Source organism: Acidovorax sp. WCS2018Noco2-16 (assembly GCF_031843945.1).
GTDB lineage: Bacteria > Pseudomonadota > Gammaproteobacteria > Burkholderiales > Burkholderiaceae_C > Paracidovorax.
This window is the reverse complement of sequence record NZ_JAVTJJ010000008.1, coordinates 71,440-94,200: the sequence shown is the minus strand read 5'-3', so window position 1 is coordinate 94,200 and position 22,761 is coordinate 71,440. Positions and strand designations below refer to the sequence as shown.

Sequence of the window (22,761 nt, the reverse complement as noted above, 5' to 3'; positions counted from 1 at the left end):
TGATGGTTGATGCTGCTTGGCGCCACTGCGAGAGCGACTGTAGAAAGCCGGTGCGACAGGGTGTGTCGGTGCGTGGCGGCGTTGGGTTGAACTGCGACCACAGAGGTTGGCCGTTGCGCGCTGCCGTGCGCTGTACCCTCCGGCGTCTGCTACAAACCGGCGTGGTTTCTCTTCTTTTTCCCTTCATGCCGCGTATGCGCATACCGGCCGCCGCGCTGGCACTGGCGGTCTGCGCGCCCGCTGCCTGGGCCCTGCCCACACCCGCCGAGGTGCGCGCCGACTACCGCCCGTCCGACACTCTGGTGCTGTCGCGCGAAGGCGAGGTGCTGCAGCGTGTGCGCACCGACGCCACCGTGCGGCGCGGCCAGTGGGTGGCGCTGGCCGATGTGTCGCCCGCGCTGCGCACGGCGCTGGTGCTGAGCGAGGACAAGCGGTTTTACGAACACAGCGGCGTGGACTGGAGTGCCGTGTCCGCCGCCGCCTGGGGCAACCTGTGGAACCAGCGCACGCGCGGTGCCAGCACGCTCACCATGCAACTGGCGGGCCTGCTGGACGGTGATTGGCGCCAAGGCCCCGGCGGGCGCAGCGTGACGCAAAAGCTCGGCCAGACGGTGGCCGCGCAGGTGCTGGACCGGCGCTGGCGCAAGGACCAGATCCTGGAGGCGTACCTGAACCTGGTGCCGTTTCGGGGCGAGATCGTCGGCATTGACGCGCTCTCGCGCACGCTCTTCGGCAAGGCGCCGCACGGGCTGGATGCACGTGAAGCCGCCGTCGCCGCCGCGCTGGTGCGGGCGCCCAATGCGCGGCCGGCCCTGGTGGCCCAGCGCGCCTGCGGTGTGCTGCGTGAGATGGATCGCCCGCGCGGGCAGGGCAAGGCAGCCGCCGTGGACTGCGATGCGCTCGACCTGTTCACCACCGCCGCGTTGCAGCGCCGCGCTTTCGACGCCACCGAGGGCATTGCGCCGCACTTCGCGCGGCAGGTACTGCGCGAGGTGGCCGGCAACGGCAATGGCAGCGGCGTCGATAACGGTAGCGCACAGCCCCCGCTGCGCCTGCCCAGCACCCTCAGCGCCCCGCTGCAGCGCGTGGCGCTGCAATCGCTCGACCAGCACCTGCGCGAGCTGCGCGGGCGCAACGTGGAAGACGGCGCCGTGGTGGTGCTGGACAACGCCAGCGGCGACGTGCTCGCCTGGGTCGGCTCGTCCGGGCTGCTCAGCCGCGCGGGCGAGGTCGATGGCGTGCTGGCACTGCGCCAGCCGGGCTCCACGCTCAAGCCCTTTCTCTATGCGCAGGCGATCGCCGAACGGCGCCTGACGGCCGCCTCGCTGGTGGAGGATTCGCCCGCGCACATTCCCACCGCCAGCGGCCTCTACATTCCGCAGAACTACGACCGGCGCTTCAAGGGCTGGGTGTCGGTGCGCACGGCGCTGGCCGCATCGCTGAACGTGCCGGCCGTGCGCACGCTGGTCATGGTCTCGCCCGACGCCTTCTTTGCCCAGCTGCGTGCGCTGGGGCTGCCGCTGCGTGAATCGGGCGGCTACTACGGCTACAGCCTGGCGCTGGGCAGTGCCGAGGTGCCGCTGCTGCAGCTGACCAACGCCTTCCGCGCGCTGGCGCAGGGCGGCCGTGCCAGCGACGTGCGGCTGCAGCCGCCGCCACCGCCTGCACCGAAAGCGGCGGCACCCGAGCCCGTGCCCAAACAGCCCCAGGCGCTGGATGCGCGCGCCGCCTTCATCGTGGGCGACATCCTCTCGGATTCCAACGCCCGCGCGCGCACCTTCGGCACCGACAGCGTACTGGCCACGCGCTTCTGGTCGGCCGTGAAAACCGGCACCAGCAAGGACATGCGCGACAACTGGGCGATCGGCTGGTCCGAGCGCTACACGGTTGGCGTGTGGGTGGGCAACGCCAGCGGCGCGCCCATGCACGACGTGAGCGGCACCAGCGGGGCCGCGCCCATCTGGGCCGAGGTGATGGGCTGGCTGCACCGCGCCACGCCCAGCCGCGCGCCGCGCCCGCCCGCCGGGCTGGTGCACACGGCGGTGCGTTACGGCCCGCAAGAAGCGGGCGCTGCCACGCCGCTGGAAAGCGCGCGCAGCGAGTGGTTCCTGGAGGGCACGCAGCAAACCCAGTTCGCTATTAATTCAATAGCTGATCGCGCTTATCCATCAAGCGCTACAGGCCCAAAAGGCTTAAAAAACGCTGTGGCGCCCGGCGATGTGGCCGACGCCCCGCGCCCGCGCATTGCCCAGCCCGCACCGGGCACCATCGTCGCGCTGGACCCGGACATTCCGCCCGACCGCCAGCGCCTGCGCTTTGCCGCCACCGACGACGCAGCCGACGCTGGGCCGCTGCGCTGGCGCATCGACGGCAAGGTGCTGGGCCAGGGCGCGCAGTGGGGCTGGCTGCCCTGGCCCGGCAGGCACCGGGTAGAGCTGATCGACGCCCGCGGCCAGGTGCTGGACCAGTTGGCCATCGAGGTGCGCGGCGCTGGCCTGCGTGCCGACTCGCGCTGATCCGCGCTGACAATGCCCGCCATGCATGCCGCCGCGCCCCTTTTGTTCGTTCTGATCTGGTCCACGGGCTTTCTGGTGGGGCGCGGCGTCTCCGCGCATGCCGACCCGTTCTGGTTCCTGGCGGCGCGCTTCGTTTTGGTGGCGGCGGCCTTCACTGCGGCGGCGCTATGGGCGCGGGTGGCGTGGCCGCAGGGCGCGCGGCGCATCGGGCTGCACCTGGTCGCTGGCGCGCTGATGAACGGGCTCTACGTGGGGCCCAGTTGGTGGGCCATGTCGCAGGGGCTGCCGGCCGGCGTGATGGCGCTCATCGGCTCGCTGCAGCCCTTGTTCACGGCGCTGATCGCGGTGGCGGTGCTGCACAAGCACCTGCCGCGCGTGACCTGGTGGGGCCTGGCGCTGGGATTTGGCGGCGTGACGCTGGTGCTGCTGCCACGCCTGCAGAGCACTGACGCGGCCAGTCTGTCGTTGCCCGTGGTGCTGGTGGGCGCGGGCAGCATTCTGGCGCTTACGGTGGGCTCGATGGTGCAGAAGTCGCCCTGGGCCACGGGCGGTCTGCGCAGCGCCAGCGCCGTGCAGAACGTGGGCGCCGTTCTGGTGCTGGCCGCGATGGCGGCGGTCTTCGGCGAGCCGCGCTGGGACCACTCACCCATGCTGTGGGGCTATCTGCTGTATGCCGTGCTGGTGCTGTCCATCGGCGGCGCCAGCTTGCTGATCTGGCTCATGCGGCGCGGCGAGGCCACGCGCACGTCCGCGCTGCTGCTGGCCGTGCCGCCGCTGTCGGCGCTGCAGGCGTGGGTCATCTTTGGCGAGACGTTGTCGTTCTGGCAGCTGCTGGGCTTTGCGATGGCGATGGCGGGCGTGGCGCTGGCGCGCCGAATCGGCTGAGCGGGCGCCGAACGGCGGCGCTGCAGAAATTTCAAACGACCGGCAAAAGCCTTCACGCGCCGGTGCGGTGCCCGGGGCTACGATGGACGGATTGCCCTTCCATCCAACGCTTTTCGGAGTGCGCCCGCAGTGCCCAATCTCTCCAAGATCACCACCATCGAAGACCTGCGCGTCATCGCCGAGCGCCGCGTGCCGCGCATGTTCTACGACTACGCCGACTCGGGCTCGTGGACCGAAGGCACCTACCGCGCCAATGCAGGCGACTTCCAGCCCATCAAGCTGCGCCAGCGCGTGGCGGTGAACATGGAAGGGCGCAGCACCGCGTGCACGATGGCCGGCCAGACGGCCAGCATGCCGGTGGCCATCGCGCCCGTGGGCCTCACGGGCATGCAGCATGCCGACGGCGAGATCCACGCCGCCCGCGCGGCCGAAAAATTCGGCATTCCGTTCACGCTCTCGACCATGAGCATCTGCTCCATCGAAGACGTGGCCGAGAACACCACCGCGCCGTTCTGGTTCCAGCTCTACATGATGCGCGACCGCGACGCCATGGCCCGCATGATCCAGCGCGCCCGGGCCGCCCGGTGCAGCGCGCTGGTGCTTACGCTCGATCTGCAGGTGATCGGCCAGCGCCACAAGGACATCAAGAATGGCCTGACCGCGCCGCCCCGGCCCACGCTGGCCAACATCCTGAACCTGATGACCAAGCCGCAATGGTGCCTGGGCATGGCCGGCACGCAGCGCCGCACCTTCCGCAACCTCGTGGGGCACGTGAAGGGCGTGTCGGACATGCGCTCGCTCTCGGCCTGGACCAACGAGCAGTTCGACCCCAGTCTGTCGTGGGCCGACGTGGCCTGGGTCAAGGAGCAGTGGGGCGGCAAGCTCATCCTCAAGGGCATCATGGACGCGGAAGATGCCCAGCTGGCCGTGGCCGCCGGTGCCGACGCCATCGTGGTCAGCAACCATGGCGGTCGCCAGCTCGACGGCGCGCCCTCGGCCATCGCTGCGCTGCCGGCCATCGTCGCCGCTGTGGGCACGCAGACCGAGGTGTGGATGGACGGCGGCATCCGGTCCGGGCAGGACGTGATCAAGGCATGGGCGCTGGGCGCGCGCGGCACGATGATTGGCCGCGCCATGGTGTACGGCCTGGGCGCGTACGGCGAAGCCGGCGTGACCCGCGCGCTGCAGCTCATTCACAAGGAGCTGGACGTGACCATGGCCTTCTGCGGCCACACCCGCATTCAGAACGTGGACAAGGCCATTCTCATTCCCGGCACGTACCCGGTTTGAGTGAAAACGGCGTGCAGCGCTTGTCCAGCAAGCGCTGATAGCTATTGAATTAATAGCATCTGATTCGGCATGCCCCAGGCATCGCCTTTGCCTGGGCCAGCCGTGCCCAAAAGCGTGCCCGCCAGCGCGGCGTATGCCGGCCGTCGCGCTACGCTCGCCGCATGTCGTCATTGCCGCTGCTCGCCTGGATCTGGATTCCCATCACCCTCTGGGCCGCGTTCGCCCAGACCGTGCGCAACGCCGCCCAGCGCACGCTGATCAGCGACCTGGGCACGCTGGCCGCCACGCTGGTGCGCTTTTTGTACGGCCTGCCGCTGGCGGCGGCCTGGGTGCTGGGCACTTGCGTGCTGGGCGACCGGCCTGGCCTGGTGCCCGTGTTCACGCCCACCTACGCCGCCTGGCTGGCCATGGGCGCGGTCATGCAGGTGGCGGCGACGGCCTTCGTGCTGCTGGCGATGAAGGAACGCAACTTCATCCTGGCCGTGGCGTATTCCAAGACCGAGGTGCTGCAGGTGGCGCTGTTTTCCGCCGTGCTGCTGAACGAATTGCCCGGCGCGGTGGCGCTGGCGGCCATGGCGGCTGCCACTTGCGGCGTGGTGCTGCTGTCGGTGCCGAGTGGGGGCGTGCGCCTGCTGCTGTCCGGCGGCACACCGGGGCAGGGGCGGCTGGTGGCTTACGGCCTGGCCTCCGGCGCGTGCTTTGCTGCCGCCAGCGTGGGGTTTCGCGGTGCATCGCTGGCGCTCGGCGACGGTGTGGCGCCCTGGGTGGCCGGCGGCTGGGGCGTGCTGTGGGCGCAGCTGCTGCAGACCGTGCTGCTGGGCGGCTGGCTGCTGGCGCGCCAGCCGGGCGTGGCGCGGGCCATCGGCCGGGCCTGGAAGCTGTCGATGGTGGCCGGGTCGATGGGGGCACTGGCATCGATTGCCTGGTTCACCGCCTACGCGATGCGGCCGGTGGCCGACGTGCGCACGCTGGGGCTGGTGGAGGTGCTGTTCAGCTACGCGGTGTCGCGCCGGGTGTTTCGCGAAAGCCTCTCGCGCACCGAGACCGCGGGCCTGGTGCTGGTGCTTGCGGGGCTGGTGGGCATTTGTTCGCAGTGGTAGCGCGCTGGTAGTGCAATGGTGGCGAACTGGTAGCGCAGTCGTCGCGCACGGCGGTGGGTGCCGTGGCGGGCGCAGCTTTGCCAAAGTGCGGTGCGTCACACGTACGCGCCATGCGTGCCTCACGCGTTCGCCAGGCTGCTTCAGGTCGTCCCGGAGACCCGGTCCGCGCCCTGTGCGCTCGCTGCTGCAGCCGCCCGCACGCCCTGGCCCGCAGCCTCAATGGCACCGGCCAGATAGCCGGGAAACTGAGGTGACCATTCGCTGGCGATGCCGGTGAGACGGTTGCGCCACGGCCCTGCGGCTGCCGCCGTGGCGGGCGCTGGCGCATGGTGGCCCGCTGCCGATTCCAGATCGGCGGCGGTGGCCGTGTACGGGTCCAGCGCCCAGTCCTTGATGACATCCCAGCGCGGGCTGGCCGCCTGCGGCCCGAACAGGCGCACCAGCTGCGCGCGGCAGTTCCTGCGCAGCTCATCATCGGCCACACCTTTGCGCACCTGGGCTGGCACGCCTAGAAAGCCGAACAGCGCGCCGCTTGCGCCCGGCATGGATGCGTCGTGGATTTCGGCCATCGGCCCGCGGGCGCTGCGGCCTGCGCCCGACAGGCCCTGCTCGCGCCAGAACGGCGTGTCGTAGAGCGCGATGTATTTGGCCTGCGGCGCCATCCAGGTGGCCGTTGCACGCCACTGCGCTGCCAGCGCCGGCGGCAAGGGCGGATCGAAGGCGATGGTGTGTTTGGCCAAGCGCGGCGGCAGCGCCAGCAGCACATGCCGGGCGGCCCAGGTGGTGGTCTGCCCAGCCACGTTGTCGCTGTCCAGTTCGACCTGCGTGGCCGTGCTGCGCAAACGGCGCACGATCTGGCCGGTGTGAATGCGCGCCGGTTCCAGCCCACGGCGCAGGGCATCGACCAGCGCGCCCATGCCGCCCACCAGCCGCATCGACGTGGGCGACTGGACGGGGCTGCGCAGTCGCTGCGGCGGCTCGTGCGCCGATCGCTCCAGCACGACGTCGCCGTCTTCAAATTGCGCGAAGCGCTCCAGCCCCAAAGAATGGACGAGCTGATCCAGTTCTGGCTGGTATTCGGGCCAGAACCATGTCGGCCCCAGGTCGAACCGGCCGAGCATGCTCGCAGCCGGCATGGCCGCCACGCTGTGTTCCGGCGCGGGAGCGGGGGAAAGTACGGGAGAAGAGGCCGAAACGATGCGGCCACCCAGCGTGTCGCGCGCTTCCAGCAGCACATAGTCCCGCAGGCCCATGCGCTCCAGCGACCAGGCGGCATACAAGCCGCTCAAACCTGCGCCGACGATGGCGATGCGTGCGGTTTTCAAGCTCATGCCACCGAAGAAACGGCGTGGCCCAGGTGGCCGGTCTTGAGATACACGGTGGCGCCGTGCGCCCCCGCCAGCAGGCGCAGGCCATCGCCTGCGGGCAGGCGCATCCAGCTACCCGTCGCATACGCCTGGCCGTCGTCCGCCACCAGGTCGCCGGCCACCACCAGCAGCTCGGCGCCTGGCACCGATTCGGGCCGCAGCACGCTGGCGTGCGCCGCGAGCTGCTGCAGGCCGACCTGTTCGGCATCGCCGGAAAACAGCGGGCAGAACGCACGCCCGCCTTCGTGGTGCCAGGCGGCCGGTTCACGGGTGTCGATGCGCACTTCCGCCTGCTCCTGCGCCGCCATCTGTTGCAGTTTGACGAAGATGACGGCGCCTTCGCCGCTGGAGGGCTGGTGGCTGGAACCGGGGGGATTGCGCAAATACCAGCCGGCCGGAAAGTGGTGCCCGTCGGCCGAGAAGGTGCCTTGCAGCACAAGAATTTCTTCGCCTGCGGGGTGTAGGTGGAGTGGGAAGGACGAGTCAGGGGCGTAGCGCACGATGCTCGTCGCCCGGGCTTGTTCCGCGCCCACGCGATCCAGCATCACCCGCTCGACCCCGTTCTGGGGTGAGGCCACCCAGTTGTATTCGTGAGCGGCCACGACGGCGCGGCGAGAGAAATCGGCGTTGATCAGCATGTTTTTGTAGATAGTTGTGGGCGGGTATGAAGGCAGTGCAGGCGCTTGTCGCGCTGCGGTGGGCACCCTGGCATGGCCGCAGCCTTCACAGTGTGCCAACGCAGCCGATACCGATTCTTCGCCCATCGAGTCGTTTGTACAAACCATATAAAGTGTTCTGCACTGAAAGAAAAAGTTTGCAACCATGAAGCTGCCGGTTCATTTGAATGCACTGCGGGCGTTGGAGGCCAGCGCGCGTCACCAAAGCTTTTCCGCCGCGGCGGGCGAGCTGAACGTTACGCCGGCGGCCGTGGGCCAACTGGTGCGCACGCTCGAAGAAGGGCTGGGCACGCCGCTGTTCGTGCGCAGCACCAGCGGGCGGGCACGGCTCATTCCGACCGAGGCCACCGAGCGCGCGTTGCCCGACATCCGGCAGGGGCTGGACAAATTGGCACTCGGTCTCGAACGGTTGCGGGAAGGTGCGGGCAGCGGCTTGCTGACCGTGGCGGTCAGCCCGGCCTTTGCCGCCAAGTGGCTGCTGCCGCGCATCGAGCGTTTTCAAAGCGACTGGCCTGACACCGACCTGCGGTTGGACACCCACCTCAAGCCAGTGGATTTCGTGGCCCAACGGATCGATATCGGCGTGCGTTACGGCACAGGGCAATGGCCCGGCCTGGTGGCCGAAAAATTGCTGGACGAAGAGGTCTACCCCGTGTGTTCGCCCCGGCTGCTGCACCCGCTGCACCGCCTGCAGCGGCCCGCCGATCTGGAGCAGCAGATCTTGATTCATGACCTGTCGATGGATGGCCACACCGGCTTTCCTACGTGGGGCAGCTGGTTGCAGGCTGCCGGCGTCACTCAGGTCGCCACCACGCGGGGCCTGCAGATCAACAATTCCGCCGCGGTTTTGCAGGCCGCCATCGACGGCCACGGCGTCGCACTGGCCCGCAGCGTCATGGCGCGCGACGACCTGGCCAGCGGGCGTCTGACTCGGTTATTTCCTTCGATCAGCGTGCCCTCGGTGCTGGCGTACTACGTGGTCTATCGGAGCGACTGTGCTCTTTTGCCTCGGCAAGCGGCCTTTCGGGCCTGGCTGCTGGACGAGGCCAGGCGAGAGTGATCGGGCCGCGGGCACTTTCCGGAATTCCGAAATGGGCCTGCTGTTTTGCCGTAAATTACAGTAACTCCTTGAAACAAGGCGCCCGGGCACCTGTTTCTACGGGCTTCAATTTGCAAGGGCCGCCCATGTACGCTTCTTCCTCAACGATGTCCGTTCTGGCGGCACTGGCGCTTTGCGCCCCGCTGGTCGTTTTCACCACGCCCACCGCCCATGCTGAGACAGGCAAGCTGCTTTTGACCGGCGGCGTCAGCACCGTCAGCGGCGCGGCGGGCGGCGGCATCGTGCCCTGGGCCATCATCGGCACCCAGGCCACCGAAGGCGAGGTGGGCATGACGGCGCACGTCACGCGCGTGGGCACGCTCGACTACGCGCTGAAAAGCTACGGCGTTGCGGTCGGCGTGCACGACCGGGTCGAAATCTCCGTGGCGCGGCAAGACTTCGACGCCGGCCCGGCAGTGGCGCTCAACGGCATCGCTCCCTTCGGCGTGGAGCCGGGCGCGCACCTGAAGATGGACATCATCGGCGTCAAGGTCAAGCTGCTGGGCGATGCCATTCTGGAAGCGCATACCCTCATTCCGCAGATCGCCGTGGGCGTGGAACACAAGCGGCTGCACGCCGGTTCGCTGGGCAACGTGCTCGACTTTCTGGGCACCGACCGCAGCGGCACCGACGTCTACATCAGCGCCAGCAAGCTGCTGCTGGACAAGGGCCTGCTGCTCACCGGCACGCTACGCTACACGCGTGCCAACCAGAACGGCCTGCTGGGTTTCGGCTCGGCAGGGCCGGGCAAGGACGGCTACAGCCTTCAGCCTGAAATCTCGGTCGCCTACCTGCTGCGGCGCGACCTGGCGATTGGCGCCGAATACCGCTTCAAGCCCGACAACCTGCGCGCGCTGGGCGAGGCGGCGGGCCTGGGCAACGGGCTGCAGGAAGACGACTGGAAGGACGTCTTCGTGGCCTGGGCGCCCAACAAGAACCTGTCGCTCACGCTGGCCTATGTGGACCTGGGCCGCATCGTGCCGGGCATCACACGCAACAAGCGCCAGACCGGCTGGTATGTGTCTGCACAGGCGGGGTTCTGATCATGAAGTTTTCTTCATCTCTTTCTTCTTCTCTTGCCGCCGCCTTGCTGACCGCATCTGCCGCCGCGCTCGCGCAGACTTCGCCACCCGCTGCGGCGCCGACCCTGCCCATTCCGGGCGGCCCCATCGCCGCCGGCGTGCGCGGCCCGGCACCGGCAGGGCTCTACCAGGCGCTGGGCGAAAAGGAAGGCATCGCGCGGCTGATGGACGATCTGGTCGAGCGCGCCGTGAAAGACCCGCGCATCGGCGCCATCTTTCAGGAATCGTTCAAGCAGACCAAGCCGCAGGCGCTGAAAGACAGCCTGACGGCGCAGATCTGCCTGCTGGCCGGCGGGCCGTGCGAATACGACGGCGTGGACATGAAGTCGGCCCACGCCCACATGAAGATCGACAAGTCGCACTTCAACGCGCTGGTCGAGCTGCTGCAGCAGGCCATGGATGCGCGCAACATTCCATTCACCCAGCAGAACCGCCTGCTGGCGCTGCTGGCGCCCATGCACCGGGACATCATCACGGTGCGATGAATCGCGTTGCTATTGAGTTGATAGCTGCATGCGCTTATAGGTAGGGCGCTAGAGGCCGAAAAGGCTTCAAGTCTGCCCGGCCAAGCGCTTTGCCCGGTTTTCCACGCCCGTGCCAGCGCGCTGCCGGCCGCGAAAGCACAATGGCAGGGTGACCGCAGCGCCCCCCACCGCCACCGACGACGCTCCCCACAGCACCCCCGCCAGCGCCCCGCCGCGCCGCATCGCCCATCTGGACATGGACGCGTTCTATGCCTCGGTCGAGCTGTTGCGCTACCCGCAACTCAAGGGCCTGCCGGTGGTGATCGGCGGCGGCGGGCGCGAATCGCACGACGCCATGCTGGCCGAATACGGCGGCGACCGCGCGGCGGTGCCGGTGGCGGCCTTTCCGCGCCTGGGCGACTACGTGGGGCGCGGCGTGATCACCACCGCCACGTATCCGGCGCGGCAGTTCGGCGTGGGCTCGGCCATGGGCATGATGAAGGCGGCGCGGCTTTGCCCCCAGGCCCTGCTGCTGCCGGTGGACTTTGCCGAGTACCGGCGCTTTTCTCGGCGCTTCAAAGAGATCATTCTGTCCATCGCACCGCTGATGGAAGACCGGGGCGTGGACGAGGTCTACATCGATTTCACCCACGTGCCCGGCGGCCAGCGCCAGGGCGGGCGTGTGTTGGCGCGGCTCATTCAGAAAAGCATCCACGACGACACGGGCCTGACCTGTTCGGTGGGCGTGGCGCCCAACAAGCTCATCGCCAAGATGGCGAGCGAATTCAACAAGCCCAACGGCATTTCGGTGGTGCACGAGGCCGATCTGCAGACCACCATCTGGCCGCTGGCCTGCCGCAAGATCAACGGCGTGGGCCCCAAGGCCGAAGCGAAACTGCTGTCTCACGGCATCGAGACCATCGGCCAGCTGGCCGAGCGCCCGCGCGACTGGCTGGTGCAGCACTTCGGCCGATCGACCGGCGCCTGGCTGCACGAAACCGCCTGGGGCCGCGACGACCGCCCGGTGGTGACCGAAAGCGAGCCCGTGTCGATGAGCCGCGAAACGACGTTCGACCGCGACCTGCACGCCGTGCGCGACCGTGCCGAGCTGGGCCGCATCTTCACCGACCTGTGCGTGCGCGTGGCCGAGGACCTGCGCCGCAAAGGCTACCTGGGCAAGACTATCGGCATCAAGCTGCGCTTCGACGACTTCAAGATCGCCACGCGCGACCAGACCATCGAGGCCTACACGCAGGACGCGGCGGACATTCGCCGCGCGGCGGGCCTGTGTTTGAAGCGCGTGCCGCTGGACCGCAAGCTGCGCCTGCTGGGCGTGCGCGTGGGCAATCTGCTGCCGGAGGAGGCGGCACGGGCGGCCGAGAGCACGGCGCCGGCTGCTGGCGGCGTCGGCACCAATGCCGTGCTGTTCTAGCCGGGGGTGTTCAGGGCAGCAGCGACTTCATGACCCGAACAAAGCGTTCGGCCTGCGCCTTGTCGGCCACTTTCTTGCACTGCAATGGGTAGTAGAACGAGTACATCGGGCCGGCGGGAAGGTCGAGGACCTGGAGCTTCCACATGCATCGCCGGGGATCGTCTTCGCTGCGCGCATAAAGCAGGCTGGCGGGCCGCCCGTTCACGGTCAGGGTGATGGATTCGGCAGGCGCGCAGGCGCGTGCGCCAGTGCGCTGGAGATGGGTGATCGAAACCATCACCTCTCCGAGTTCGGTGGTGTAGACCGCGTCGGCCCGGCTCCCGTCACCGGACTGGTAGCGCACGATCTTCTCGCGCTGCGGGAAGCCGTAGGTGTCCACCAGGCTGGCGATACCCGGCGCGTCGGACTGGGTCAGCATCCGCAGGTCGAGCACGTACTGGTCCGGAATCTTCTCCTCGTTCCAGCGCACCGTGGCGTTGGCGCTGTAGGGGCCCGCGATCTCGATGGTCTGCTTGCCGGTGCATGCTGGAGCCACGGGTGCCTGAGCGGCCGCGAAATGCGAGCCGAGCAGCAGCGCGCATCCACCCAGCAGTTTGAAAGCGGTCATCTTGTTTCCTCCTTGTGCTTCATGTCAGGCCTGGGAGCAGGGCGCCCCGAAGACTAACGCGCCGCAGCGGGGGTCAAGCGCCGCGCTGGCGGCTACTGCCGCGCCGTGCGCACGTTCGCCGGCAGCGCCTGCGGGTGGCTGGTGCGCAGCGGGTTGATGTCCAGCCCGCCCCGGCGCGTGTAGCGCGCATACACGCTCAGCTTGAGGGGCCGGCAGCGCTGCCACACGTCCATGAAGATGCGTTCCACGCATTGCTCGTGAAACTCGTTGTGATTGCGAAAGCTCACCAGGTACTGCAGCAAGCCGGCCTGGTCGATCTGCGCGCCGGTGTAGCGGATCTGCACGCTGCCCCAGTCGGGCTGGCCGGTGACCAGGCAGTTGCTTTTGAGCAGGTGGCTCACCAGCGACTCGGTGACGGGCGCTTCGCCTTGGGTGGCCGTCAACGTCAGCAGCTCGGGCGCGGGCGTGTAGTGGGTGCATTCCACGTCCAGCCGGTCCAGCAGCAGGCCTTCGAGCTCCTGCACTCGTTCGCGCTCGAAAGTCTCGGGCTGCAGCAGCTTCACGCCGATGGTGGAGCCGCTGGCTGCGCCGCGCCAGGCCGCTTCGCTCAGGTCGGCGCGCAGGCGGGCCTGCACCTCGGCCGCTTCGGCAAAGCGCGTGTTGTTGAAGCTGTTCAGGTACAGCTTGAACGACTTGCTTTCAATGATGTTCGGCGTTTCGCACGGCACGGTGATGTGCGCCAGCGCCACCTGCGGCTTGCCGCGCGCGTTCAGCCACGACAGCTCGAAGGCGGTCCACAGGTCGGCGCCGAAGAAGGGCGTTTGCGTGCCGTCCAGGCCGATTTCGGCCCGCTTGGGCGCGCGCGGAATGGGAAAGAGCAGCGAGGCGTCGTACTGATCGACATAGGCCGAGGCTTTGCCCAGTTGCGATTGGTCGGGGGTGTTGTTCATGGTGCTTGGGTCCTTGGCTTCAGGCGCGTTCCAGCTCTTCCAGCAATTCGGCTTCGCGTGCATGGGCCAGGGCCTGCAGCACGTCGCCCAGGTCGCCCTCCATCACCGCCAGCAGTTTGTAGAGCGTGAGGTTGATGCGGTGATCCGTCAGGCGCCCCTGCGGAAAGTTGTAGGTGCGAATGCGGTCGCTGCGGTCGCCCGAGCCGATCAGGCCCTTGCGCAGCGCGGCCTCCTTGGCGGCGCGTTCGCTGCGCTCTTTTTCTTGAATGCGCGCCTGCAGCACCTGCAGCGCCTTGGCTTTATTGCTGTGCTGGCTGCGTCCGTCCTGGCATTCGGCCACGATGCCCGTGGGCAGGTGGACCACGCGCACGGCCGAGTCGGTTTTGTTGATGTGCTGGCCGCCCGCGCCGCTGGCGCGGAAGGTGTCGATGCGCAAGTCGGCCGGGTTCAGGGTGATGGCCTGCTGCTCGTCGGGTTCGGGCATCACGGCGACGGTGCAGGCGCTGGTGTGGATGCGGCCCTGCGTTTCGGTGGCGGGCACGCGCTGCACGCGATGGCCGCCCGATTCGAAGCGCAGCGCGCCGTAGGCGCCGTCGGCTTCCACGCGCAGCACCACTTCCTTGTAGCCGCCGATCTCGTTCTCGTTGGCGCTCAAGATCTCCACCTTCCAGCCCTGCGTGGTGGCGTAGCGCGTGTACATGCGCGCCAGGTCGCCCGCGAACAGGGCCGACTCGTCGCCGCCCGTGCCGGCGCGAATTTCCATGAACGCATTGCGCGCGTCGTCGGGGTCTTTGGGCAGCAGCAGGCGCTGCAGGTCGTCTTCGAGCTGCACCAGTTCGGCCTCGGCGGTGGTGACTTCTTCCTGCGCCATCTCGGCCATGTCCGGGTCGGCCAGCATCTCGCGCGCGCCGGCCAGATCGGCCTCGCGCTGGCGGTAGCGGGTGTAGCGGCCAGCGATCTGCGTCACCTCGGCATGCTCGCGCGAGATGGTGCGGTACTGCGCCATGTCGCTCATGATGTCTTCGCGCGAGAGCAGAAAGTCGAGCTCTTCGAGGCGCTGGGCATAGCGCTCCAGCTGGCTTCTGAGAAAGGGTTTCATCGGGGGGGCGGAAAAAAGGGATTTGCTACTATTTTTGTAGCTGGTAGCGCTTGCGTATCAAGCGCTAGGGGCCAAAAAGGCTTGAATTTCTGGCGTACGGGGCGGCGCGCCAGAACGTCGGCGAAAGATCGCCGCTACAGGCTGCTCTTGGTCTGCGAGCGCAGGAAGAGGCGCGAGACGGTCTGCGCCGTCTGCGCCCGCGTGTCGGCATCGCCCGCACGCAGCTCGGCCATGGTGCCGTGCAGCATCTTCTGGGTCAGCCCGCGCGAGAGGGCTTCCAGCACAGCGTCCAGGTCTTCGCCCTTGGCCAGCAGTTTCTTGGCACGGGCGATTTCCAGCGCGCGCCATGCGTCGGTCTGGGCGTTCAACTGCTGGATCAGCGGCACCACTGCGCCGGCGCTGCCTTGCACGGGGCTGCGCAGCTCCATCCAGTGCATGAAGCTCTGCACCCCGGCGTCGATGATGGCCTCGGCCTGCGCCACGGCGGCCTGGCGGTTGGCCTGCGCCGTCTGCACCACGGTGGCCAGGTCGTCCACGGTGTACAGGTAGATGTCGCCCAGCGCCTTCACCTCGGGCTCGATGTCGCGCGGCACGGCCAAGTCGACCATGAACATGGGGCGGTGGCGGCGCTTCTTCAAAGCGCGCTCCACGGCGCCCAGGCCGATGATGGGCAGGCTGCTGGCGGTGCAGCTGACGACGGCGTCGAACTCGTGCAGGCGATCGGGCAGGTCGGCCAGGCGCATCACTTCGCCGCCAAAACGGGTGGCGAGCTTTTCGCCGCGCTCCAGCGTGCGGTTGGCAATCGCGATGGCTTTGGGGCTTTTGGCCGCGAAGTGCGTGGCGCACAGCTCGATCATCTCGCCCGCGCCCACGAACAGCACCTTGATGTCGGAGAGGTCTTCAAACAGCTGGCTGGCCAGGCGCACGGCGGCGGCCGCCATGCTGATGCTGTGCGCGCCGATCTCGGTGCTGGTGCGCACTTCTTTTGCCACCGCAAAGCTGCGCTGGAACAACTGGTTGAGCGTGGAGCCCAGCGCGCCGGCCGTTTCCGCCGCACGCACGGCGTCTTTCATCTGGCCCAGGATCTGCGCCTCGCCCAGCACCATCGAGTCGAGCCCGCTGGCCACGCGAAAGGCGTGGCGCGCGACCAGACCGTCTTCCAGCGTGTACGAGTGCGAGCGCAGCAGCGCCGGGCTGACGCCGCCGCTTTGCGCCAGCCAGCCCAGCGTGTGGTCCATGGCGGGTTCGTTGCCGGCGCAGTAGATTTCGGTGCGGTTGCAGGTGGAGATGATGGCCGTTTCTACCTGGGGGTGGGCCCCTGAACTGCCCAGCGACTGGCGCAGCCCGTGCAGCGTGGGCGCGATCTGATCGAGCGCGAACGCAAAACGACCGCGCAGATCGAGCGGCGCGGTCGTGTGGTTGATGCCGAGGGCCCAGACTGCCATAAGGACGCATTATAAAATTTGTAGCTCCGCCCGGGCAGCCCGCTTGGTCGAAAGCCTTGATCTACGTCATATCCATGGGCCCTTTGTCCGCCATCAACCATCTGTTGAATTTTTTCGCGCCGGCCTTGGCGGTGGCATTGCTGCTCGTCATTGGCTGCCGGCTGCTGATGCGCAAACGCTCGGCCGCGCGCGGCCTGTGGCTGCAGTGGGCTGTAGTGGCTGGTGTGGGCTGCGCCATCTTGGCCTTCGGCCTGGCGGGCCTGGGGCGAGACGGGAAGATGCTGACTTATGCGGGGCTGGTGGTGGCGTGTGCGACGGCGCAGTGGGTGTTGTTGCGGGGATGGCGGTGATTCCCCAGACGCGGCAAATGCCTGCCGGGCGCCGCTGTCAGACTGGTGGCACTACGCTTGATGGATACGTCATGTCCAACATTTCCAGACGAAACACGCTCACCGAACGAGGGATGCAGATTGCCGAACGGCGCATCCCTGAACTTGCTGCCAAAGCGGGACATGACGCCTATTGGGCCACGCTGAAGCACACCGGCGCCGTCACGGTGAAGGCGTGCAACAGCCAGATGGTGGACCGCAAGCGCGACGGCAGCTCCACCGTCATCACGGTTCTGCCCATGGGCAAACGCGTCAAGCCTGGCACCGTACTCAAACGCATCAAGTAAGCAGGAGGCCAGGGCGCGTGGCTACCGCGTTTTCTTGAGCCGGCGCTGATCGCCAACCCCGCGCTACGCTCCAGCGCTTGCCCTGCGGCGCTCCAGCCACTCGAACACGCCCATGCCTGCCAGCATGGCGGCCACGAAGACCAGCGCCTTGGCCTCGCTCATGCCCAGTGCCACAAGGGCCGGACCGGGGCAGAACCCGGCGATGCCCCAACCCATGCCGAAGGCCAGGCTGCCCAGCACCAGGCGGCGGTCGATGTGACGTGCGGAGGGCAACTGCATGGGGGCGCCGAGCAGGGACACTGCGCGGCGCCTTGCCAAAGCGAAGGCGGGCATGCCGACGGCGATGGCGCCGGCCATCACGAAAGCCAGAGAAGGATCCCAGCCACCGGCCAGGTCGAGGAAGCCGAGCACCTTGGCCGGATTGGCCATGCCCGACACGATGAGGCCCAGGCCGAAGACGAGACCTGCGAGCAACGACGCAAAGACGATCATGGAGAAGCCCTTTTCACAAGCCGAGCAGATGGCGCAGCACGAACACCGTGGCAAAGCCCGCACCCATGAAGGTGACCGTTGCCACCAGCGAGCGCCCCGACAGGCGCGACAGCCCGCAGACGCCGTGGCCGCTGGTGCACCCCGCGCCGTAGCGCGCGCCCATGCCGACGAGCAGGCCCGCCAGCACCAGGGCTCCCCAGCTGGCGTCGATCTGTACGGCGGGCAGCGCAGCGAACAGCAGGTGCACCAGGGGCGCGCCGACCAGGCCCAGCACGAAGGACAGGCGCCAGGCGCTGTCGCCTTGGGCGGGCCGCAGCAGTCCGCCAACCAACCCGCTGATACCGGCGATGCGGCCATTAAGCAGGGCCAGCAGGCCCGCCGCAGTGCCTATGAGCGCACCGCCCAGCAGGGCGGTGACGGGGGTGAAATGGCTCCAGTCGATGGTCATCAGGCGTCCTTGGGGCAGTAGAGCCGGTAGAGCAGTGCGAGGATTTCCAGCAGGGCCGCATCGGCCACGCTGTAGAAGATGTTCTTGCCTTCGCGGCGCGTCTGCACCACGCCTTCGTTGCGCAGAACAGCCAGTTGCTGCGACAGCGTGGGCTGCTGAATGCCCAGCGCCTGCTCCAGCTCGCTCACGCACATCTCGCCTTGCGAAAGCTGGCACAGCAGCAGCAGCCGGTCTTCATTGGCCAGCACTTTCAGCGTGCCGACGGCCTGGCTGGCAGCGCTGCGCAGCGCTTGGGGGTCGATGCTGGTGGCCGGGTGCGTCATGACTTTCGGGGAAACAGTTGCAATATATACAATATATATTTAAATATAATGTAGATCAATAGAGATAGCAGCACAAACGGATTTGACCCATGCCCACCCGTACCACCATCCAAGGCTTTTTCGACCCCGCGACCTAGACGGTCAGCTACGTCGTCTGGGACCACGCCACCGCGCGCGCTGCCATCGTGGACCCGGTGCTCGACTACGATTTCAAGTCGGGCCACACCAGCACGCCATCGGCCGATCGACTGGTGGCCTATGTGATTGCACAAGGATTGCAGGTGGACTGGATTTTGGAAACCCATGCGCATGCGGACCACCTGTCGGGCGCGGGCCATGTGCAGGCGCAGGTGGGCGGCCGTATCGCCATCAGCCAGCACATCCGCACCGTGCAGGCCACGTTCAAGAAGCTCTACAACCTGGAGCGCAGCTTTCTGCCCGACGGCAGCCAGTTCGACCACCTTTTCAAGGACGGCGAGATCTTCCACATCGGCGAGGCGCCGGCCACCGCCTGGTGGGTGCCCGGGCACACCCCCGCCGACATGGCCTATCTGGTCGATGGCGCCGTGTTCGTGGGCGACACGCTGTTCATGCCCGACCTGGGCAGCGCCCGGGCGGACTTTCCAGGCGGTGATGCCCGGCAGCTCTATGCGTCGATGCGCTGGCTGCTGAGCCTGCCGCCGGAAACCACCGTGTACGTGTGCCCCGACTATCACTCCGGAGTGGCGCGCCCCCAATGGCAGACCGACTTGGCCACGCAGCGGGCCCTCAACATCCATGTGCGCGACGGCATTGCCGAAGACGACTTCGTCGCCATGCGCAACGCACTCGACGAGACCCTGGAGGTGCCACGCTGATCCTGCCGTCCATCCAGGTGAACGTGCGGGGCGGGCAGTTGCCGCCCAGTGAAGACAACGGCATTGCATACCTGAAGATTCCGGTGAATGCGCTGCCGGTGCGCAACAACCCCGAGGCCCCGCAGGGCGCCTGAGTCGCGGTGGTTTTTGCGGGTAAGGCCTCGTGCCCAGGAATGCCGGCGCGCCCTAAGCTTGCGCCCTCATCCACAAGAACAAACCGGAGACTTCGCATGCACCTGCGCAATTGGCTGGCCGCCGCGGCCCTGACCTGCCTGTCCGTGGCCGCGCTGGCCCAGGGCTTTCCTTCCAAACCCATCCGCATCGTCGTGGGCTTTCCGCCGGGCGGGCCGCTCGACCAGCACGCGCGGCTGCTGACCGACAAGCTGCAGGCCGTGCTGGGCCAGCCGGTGGTGGTGGATTACAAGTCCGGCGCGGGCGGCACGGTGGGCGCGCAGGATGTGATGAAGGCACCGCCCGACGGCCACACGCTGATGCTGGCGAACACGGGCGTGATGGTGATCAACCCGGCGCTCTACAGCCGCTTGCCGTATTCGACGCTAAAGGACTTCACACCCATCGCGCGCACGGCCATGCAGCCGCTGGCGCTGCTGGTCAACCCCGCATTGCCGGTGAAAACGCTGCAGGAATTCATCGTCTACGCGAAGGAGCGGCCGGGCAAGGTCAACTTCGGCTCGGCCGGCAATGGTGGCATCAGCCACCTGGTGCCGGAGATGTTCAAGACCGCGACCGGCCTCTTCATGGTGCACATCCCTTACCGCGGCAGCGCGCCGGCGTTTACCGACCTGATGGGCGGGCAGGTGCAGTTCATGGCCGAGAGCATTCCGCAGGCGGCCAGCTATCACAAGCAGGGCAAGGTGCGCGCACTGGCCGTCACCAGCCGCCAGCGCAACCCGGCGCTGCCCGAAGTGCCCACGGTCATCGAAAGCGGGCTGAAGAACTTCGAGGTGGTGGGCTTCTACGGTTTTCTGGCGCCGGCCGGCACGCCCAAGGAGGTGGTGGCCAAGCTGAGCGATGCCTTCGGCCAGGTGATGCAACTGCCCGAGGTGCGGGACCGCATGGTGTCCCAAGGCGCCGACCCGGCCTTCCTGGGGGCTGACGCATTCGCCAGCTTTCTGGCTGCCGAGATGCCGCGCTGGGCGACGGCGGTGAAGCAGTCGGGCGCCAAGCTGGACTGATCGCAGGATCGCAGGATCGCTAGATCGATATCTTCAAGCCTTTTAGGCCTCTAGCGCTTATCCATCAAGCGCTGGTAGCTATCAACTATGTAGCATTCGTCGCCCCGCCCACCGCGCCTTGCGGCTGGGGCACTGCCACCGTGGGCAGGGCGGGCGCGGCGTCTGCCGCCGACGCTGATGGCGAGTAGGGCGCCACGCTGGTCGATGCCGGTGGTGACAGCGCCAGGCCGGCACTGCGCAGCGATTCGAGGATCGAGAACAACAGGTCGCTCTTGACCCCTCCCGCGTTGCGCGGGTTGCTCACGTAGCCGATGGCCAGGAAGGTGAGCGTGCCGCTGACGATGTCTTCCAGCTGCACGATGGGCTCGGGGTTGTCCAGAATGCCTTCGTGCGCGGTGAAGGCGTCCAGGATCAGGTCGCGCATGCGCTTGGCATCCACGTCCAGCGGCGCGGGCAGGCGCAGCAGCACGCGGCCCGGCGCGCCGGCCAGCGTCATGTTGCGCACGGTCTTGGTGATGAATTCCGAGTTGGGCACGATCACGGTGGAACGGTCGCCCAGCTGGATCTCGGTGGCACGCACGTTCACACGGCGCACGTCGCCTTCGGTGGTGCCCAGCACCACCCAGTCGCCCACCTTCACCGGCCGCTCGGCCAGCAGGATCAGGCCCGAGATGAAGTTCTGCACGATGGCCTGCAGCCCGAAGCCGATCCCCACCGACAGCGCGCTGGCCACCCAGGCGATGCGCTCCACGCTGATGCCCAAGCCCGCCAGCGCCACGGCCACGACGATGACGCCGCCCACATAGCCCAGCAGCGTGACGATGGAGCTGCGCATGCCCGGCTCCAGCGACGTGCTGGGAAAGTACTTATCGCTCAGCCAGCGCTTGACCACGCGAATCATCAAGAAGCCCGCGAACACCACGGCCAGCGCCGTCAGCAGCGCCTGGGGCGCCATGGTGAATTCGCCCACCTTCAGGCTGTGGTCGGCATTGGTGCCGCGCCGGAAGACTTCGTCCGGGCCGGTGCCGAAGGGCGCCATCAGCGCAATCAGCATGTAGAAGAACAGCGCCACGCGCAGCACGCCCGACACCAGCACGGCGGCCTGGTCTAGCAGCTTGGCGTCCACGCCCATGACCTTGTGCAGCCGGCCGCCGAAGCCGCCCTTGGACGACAGCAGCGCTTCCGACACGTCGTCCACCACCTGAAAGGCCAGGTAGGTCACGGCGAACACCACCGCCGTCCAGACCATCTGCCGCGCCACCGTGCCGGCCAGCGCCACATAACCGGTGGCCACCAGAATGACCGTGGCCACCGTCGCCAGCGTGGCGCAGGCCACCAGCAGGCCGAGCCAGACCGAGCGCGGGGCTGCGGCGCCAGTCGCGTCGGTTGAGGCTGCCTCTGATGACTTGTCGCCAGAGTCGGCCGCGTGCGCGCTTGCGGCGGCCGAAGGCGCGCGCAGATGGCGCAGCGCCATCGCCACGAAGGCAGACACCAGCAGCGCGGACACGACGTGAACCGACACTTCCGCAGACAGGCTGGCGCCGACGATGCTGTTGATGTTGGTGACCAGCCCGCTGGTGGCGGCGACGATGCCGATCCACCACGGGTACGGGCTGAGCTGCGTCGCCAGCGTGTCCGAAATGCCGGTCAGCCGCCATGAGCTGCGCTTGCGCGAGAGCAGCGCGTGGCCCAGCGCGATCACCACGGCGGCAAAGGTTGCCATCTGCACGCTGGACTGCGCCAGGGCCTGTAGCCGGTCGCTGAAGACGGCGCCGGATTCGAGCGCGCTCCAGGCCCACTGCGCGGCCAGGCCGATCAGCAGGGCGTGCACCACCACCGATGCGGCGGCCAGCAGCGACCGGCGCAGCCGCCCGCCCGGCAGCTTGGCCGGCACCACGCGCAGCAGCACGCGCTCGGCGATCCAGGTGCCCGCAATGGCCAGCAGCAGCGCACCGACCAGCCCGCTCAGAAACGCCGCCCGCCGCTCGGACTGCAGGGCGGTGCTGACGGCGGCGCGCAGCTCGTCCGCCAGCGACCGCAGCCGCGCCGCATCGCCCGGCAGCGAATTGCGCAGGTTGCGCCAGTAGGTGCCGCCCAGCGGAGAGTCGATGCGGGTGGTGAGCGCGGCCTGGAACTGCTCGCGGCGCTGGCGGATGAGGTCTGCGCCGCGCTGTTCGGCGTCCACCATGATCAGGCGCGCCAGCTTCAGGTCGGCATCGACAGCGCCGCGCTGCTTGGCCAGGCCGGCCCGCTGCTCAGCCACGTCAGGGGCATCGGCCGGTGCGCCTTTTTCCGGCGCGGGGCCTAGGCCAGAGAGGCGCGAATCGATGTCGGCCAGCTCTTCGGCGCGGCGGCTGGCCACCTGCTCTGCCGCCGAGCCGATGGCGTTGACCTCGGTCAGCAGCTTGCGGCCGTCATCATCTTCGGGCAGCTTCGGGGGAATGGCGTCGAGCTGCTTGCGCAGCACATCCACGCCGGGCAACTGCGGTGCGGCCGCGGCGCTGCTGGCGGCCGCAGCGGGTGGGCTGGCCGGGCGGGACTGTGCCTGGGCGTAGGCATGGCCGCCGGGCCAGGCCAGCACCACCAGCCACAGCAGGACGGCGCTGGCGGATGACAACGAGGGAGCGGTGCCGCGCGGCTGCGAGGGGGCGGTTGATGCGATGGAAAGCGGACGAAGCGAAATCATGCGCGGATTGTGCTGGGCCTTCGGCCGGCGCGGTTAGCAGTTGTAGACGTTGCAAGCCGCAGGCGCCCCG

The 22,761-nt window shown here is 68.0% G+C and carries 21 protein-coding genes and 1 pseudogene; 12 read left to right on the top strand and 10 right to left on the bottom strand.

Annotated features, from left to right (window positions below; translation table 11 throughout):
* Window positions 1-185: 185 nt before the first annotated feature.
* The 4 genes from pbpC to RQI28_RS15400 all read left to right on the top strand — a co-directional run bounded on the left by pbpC (window position 186) and on the right by RQI28_RS15400 (window position 5,791).
* Entirely contained in the window at window positions 186-2,516 is a 2,331-nt protein-coding gene (gene pbpC, locus RQI28_RS15415) for a penicillin-binding protein 1C (protein ID WP_311223545.1), read from the top strand.
* 21 nt (window positions 2,517-2,537) lie between these two features.
* Entirely contained in the window at window positions 2,538-3,401 is an 864-nt protein-coding gene (locus tag RQI28_RS15410; protein ID WP_311223544.1) for a DMT family transporter, read from the top strand.
* Between the two features lie 129 nt (window positions 3,402-3,530).
* Window positions 3,531-4,691: an alpha-hydroxy acid oxidase gene (locus RQI28_RS15405; RefSeq protein WP_311223543.1), complete on the top strand. Its 1,161-nt coding sequence runs from the start codon at window positions 3,531-3,533 to the stop codon at window positions 4,689-4,691.
* 161 nt (window positions 4,692-4,852) lie between these two features.
* Window positions 4,853-5,791, top strand: coding sequence for an EamA/RhaT family transporter (locus RQI28_RS15400; RefSeq protein WP_311223542.1), 939 nt, complete (start codon window positions 4,853-4,855; stop codon window positions 5,789-5,791).
* 140 nt (window positions 5,792-5,931) lie between these two features.
* Here the strand turns inward: RQI28_RS15400 and RQI28_RS15395 are convergent, their stop codons facing one another.
* Both RQI28_RS15395 and RQI28_RS15390 read right to left on the bottom strand, forming a co-directional pair.
* Window positions 5,932-7,116, bottom strand: coding sequence for a flavin monoamine oxidase family protein (locus RQI28_RS15395; protein ID WP_404976917.1), 1,185 nt, complete (start codon window positions 7,114-7,116; stop codon window positions 5,932-5,934).
* Window positions 7,117-7,118: 2 nt separating this feature from the next.
* Complete coding sequence (locus tag RQI28_RS15390; RefSeq protein WP_311223540.1) at window positions 7,119-7,796, bottom strand: cupin domain-containing protein; 678 nt, start codon at window positions 7,794-7,796, stop codon at window positions 7,119-7,121.
* 184 nt (window positions 7,797-7,980) lie between these two features.
* Between RQI28_RS15390 and gcvA the strand changes: the two genes are divergently transcribed.
* From gcvA to dinB, 4 genes are all read left to right on the top strand, one after another.
* On the top strand, window positions 7,981-8,895 hold the full coding sequence (gene gcvA, locus RQI28_RS15385) for a transcriptional regulator GcvA (RefSeq protein ID WP_311223539.1): 915 nt from the start codon (window positions 7,981-7,983) through the stop codon (window positions 8,893-8,895).
* 125 nt (window positions 8,896-9,020) lie between these two features.
* Window positions 9,021-9,977 (top strand): DUF3034 family protein, encoded by a 957-nt coding sequence (locus tag RQI28_RS15380; protein ID WP_404976915.1) that lies wholly within the window; start codon window positions 9,021-9,023, stop codon window positions 9,975-9,977.
* Window positions 9,978-9,979: 2 nt separating this feature from the next.
* On the top strand, window positions 9,980-10,501 hold the full coding sequence (locus RQI28_RS15375) for a group 1 truncated hemoglobin (protein ID WP_311223538.1): 522 nt from the start codon (window positions 9,980-9,982) through the stop codon (window positions 10,499-10,501).
* A gap of 235 nt (window positions 10,502-10,736) precedes the next feature.
* Window positions 10,737-11,912 (top strand): DNA polymerase IV, encoded by a 1,176-nt coding sequence (gene dinB / locus RQI28_RS15370; protein WP_311223613.1) that lies wholly within the window; start codon window positions 10,737-10,739, stop codon window positions 11,910-11,912.
* A gap of 10 nt (window positions 11,913-11,922) precedes the next feature.
* Here the strand turns inward: dinB and RQI28_RS15365 are convergent, their stop codons facing one another.
* From RQI28_RS15365 to hemA, 4 genes are all read right to left on the bottom strand, one after another.
* Complete coding sequence (locus RQI28_RS15365; RefSeq protein ID WP_311223537.1) at window positions 11,923-12,519, bottom strand: hypothetical protein; 597 nt, start codon at window positions 12,517-12,519, stop codon at window positions 11,923-11,925.
* A gap of 92 nt (window positions 12,520-12,611) precedes the next feature.
* The gene (gene queF / locus RQI28_RS15360; RefSeq protein ID WP_311223536.1) at window positions 12,612-13,469 is read right to left on the bottom strand and encodes an NADPH-dependent 7-cyano-7-deazaguanine reductase QueF; all 858 of its coding nucleotides are present in this window, start codon (window positions 13,467-13,469) and stop codon (window positions 12,612-12,614) included.
* A 19-nt stretch (window positions 13,470-13,488) separates the two neighbouring features.
* The gene (gene prfA, locus RQI28_RS15355) at window positions 13,489-14,568 is read right to left on the bottom strand and encodes a peptide chain release factor 1 (protein WP_311223535.1); all 1,080 of its coding nucleotides are present in this window, start codon (window positions 14,566-14,568) and stop codon (window positions 13,489-13,491) included.
* A gap of 134 nt (window positions 14,569-14,702) precedes the next feature.
* Window positions 14,703-16,013, bottom strand: coding sequence for a glutamyl-tRNA reductase (hemA, locus tag RQI28_RS15350; RefSeq protein WP_311223534.1), 1,311 nt, complete (start codon window positions 16,011-16,013; stop codon window positions 14,703-14,705).
* 74 nt (window positions 16,014-16,087) lie between these two features.
* On the opposite strand from hemA, the gene RQI28_RS15345 reads away from it, so the two are divergent.
* Window positions 16,088-16,363: a hypothetical protein gene (locus tag RQI28_RS15345; protein WP_311223533.1), complete on the top strand. Its 276-nt coding sequence runs from the start codon at window positions 16,088-16,090 to the stop codon at window positions 16,361-16,363.
* 71 nt (window positions 16,364-16,434) lie between these two features.
* Window positions 16,435-16,689: a hypothetical protein gene (locus RQI28_RS15340; protein WP_311223532.1), complete on the top strand. Its 255-nt coding sequence runs from the start codon at window positions 16,435-16,437 to the stop codon at window positions 16,687-16,689.
* 63 nt (window positions 16,690-16,752) lie between these two features.
* Here the strand turns inward: RQI28_RS15340 and RQI28_RS15335 are convergent, their stop codons facing one another.
* The 3 genes from RQI28_RS15335 to RQI28_RS15325 are packed head-to-tail and all read right to left on the bottom strand — an operon-like array spanning window position 16,753 to window position 17,952.
* Window positions 16,753-17,181, bottom strand: a complete 429-nt coding sequence (locus RQI28_RS15335; protein ID WP_311223531.1) for a YeeE/YedE family protein — start codon at window positions 17,179-17,181, stop codon at window positions 16,753-16,755.
* Window positions 17,182-17,194: 13 nt separating this feature from the next.
* Window positions 17,195-17,629, bottom strand: a complete 435-nt coding sequence (locus tag RQI28_RS15330; RefSeq protein ID WP_311223530.1) for a YeeE/YedE family protein — start codon at window positions 17,627-17,629, stop codon at window positions 17,195-17,197.
* Window positions 17,629-17,952 (bottom strand): metalloregulator ArsR/SmtB family transcription factor, encoded by a 324-nt coding sequence (locus RQI28_RS15325; protein WP_311223529.1) that lies wholly within the window; start codon window positions 17,950-17,952, stop codon window positions 17,629-17,631. Before RQI28_RS15325 ends, RQI28_RS15330 begins: the two co-directional genes overlap by 1 nt.
* An 89-nt stretch (window positions 17,953-18,041) precedes the next feature.
* Here RQI28_RS15325 and RQI28_RS15320 point away from each other — a divergent pair.
* Both RQI28_RS15320 and RQI28_RS15315 read left to right on the top strand, forming a co-directional pair.
* Window positions 18,042-18,943, top strand: a pseudogene (locus tag RQI28_RS15320) (MBL fold metallo-hydrolase).
* Window positions 18,944-19,039: 96 nt separating this feature from the next.
* Window positions 19,040-20,005, top strand: coding sequence for a tripartite tricarboxylate transporter substrate binding protein (locus tag RQI28_RS15315; RefSeq protein WP_311223528.1), 966 nt, complete (start codon window positions 19,040-19,042; stop codon window positions 20,003-20,005).
* Window positions 20,006-20,090: 85 nt separating this feature from the next.
* Here the strand turns inward: RQI28_RS15315 and RQI28_RS15310 are convergent, their stop codons facing one another.
* Window positions 20,091-22,691 carry a DUF3772 domain-containing protein gene (locus RQI28_RS15310; protein ID WP_311223527.1) on the bottom strand — a complete coding sequence of 867 codons (2,601 nt, stop codon included), beginning with the start codon at window positions 22,689-22,691 and terminating at the stop codon, window positions 20,091-20,093.
* Window positions 22,692-22,761: the final 70 nt, after the last annotated feature.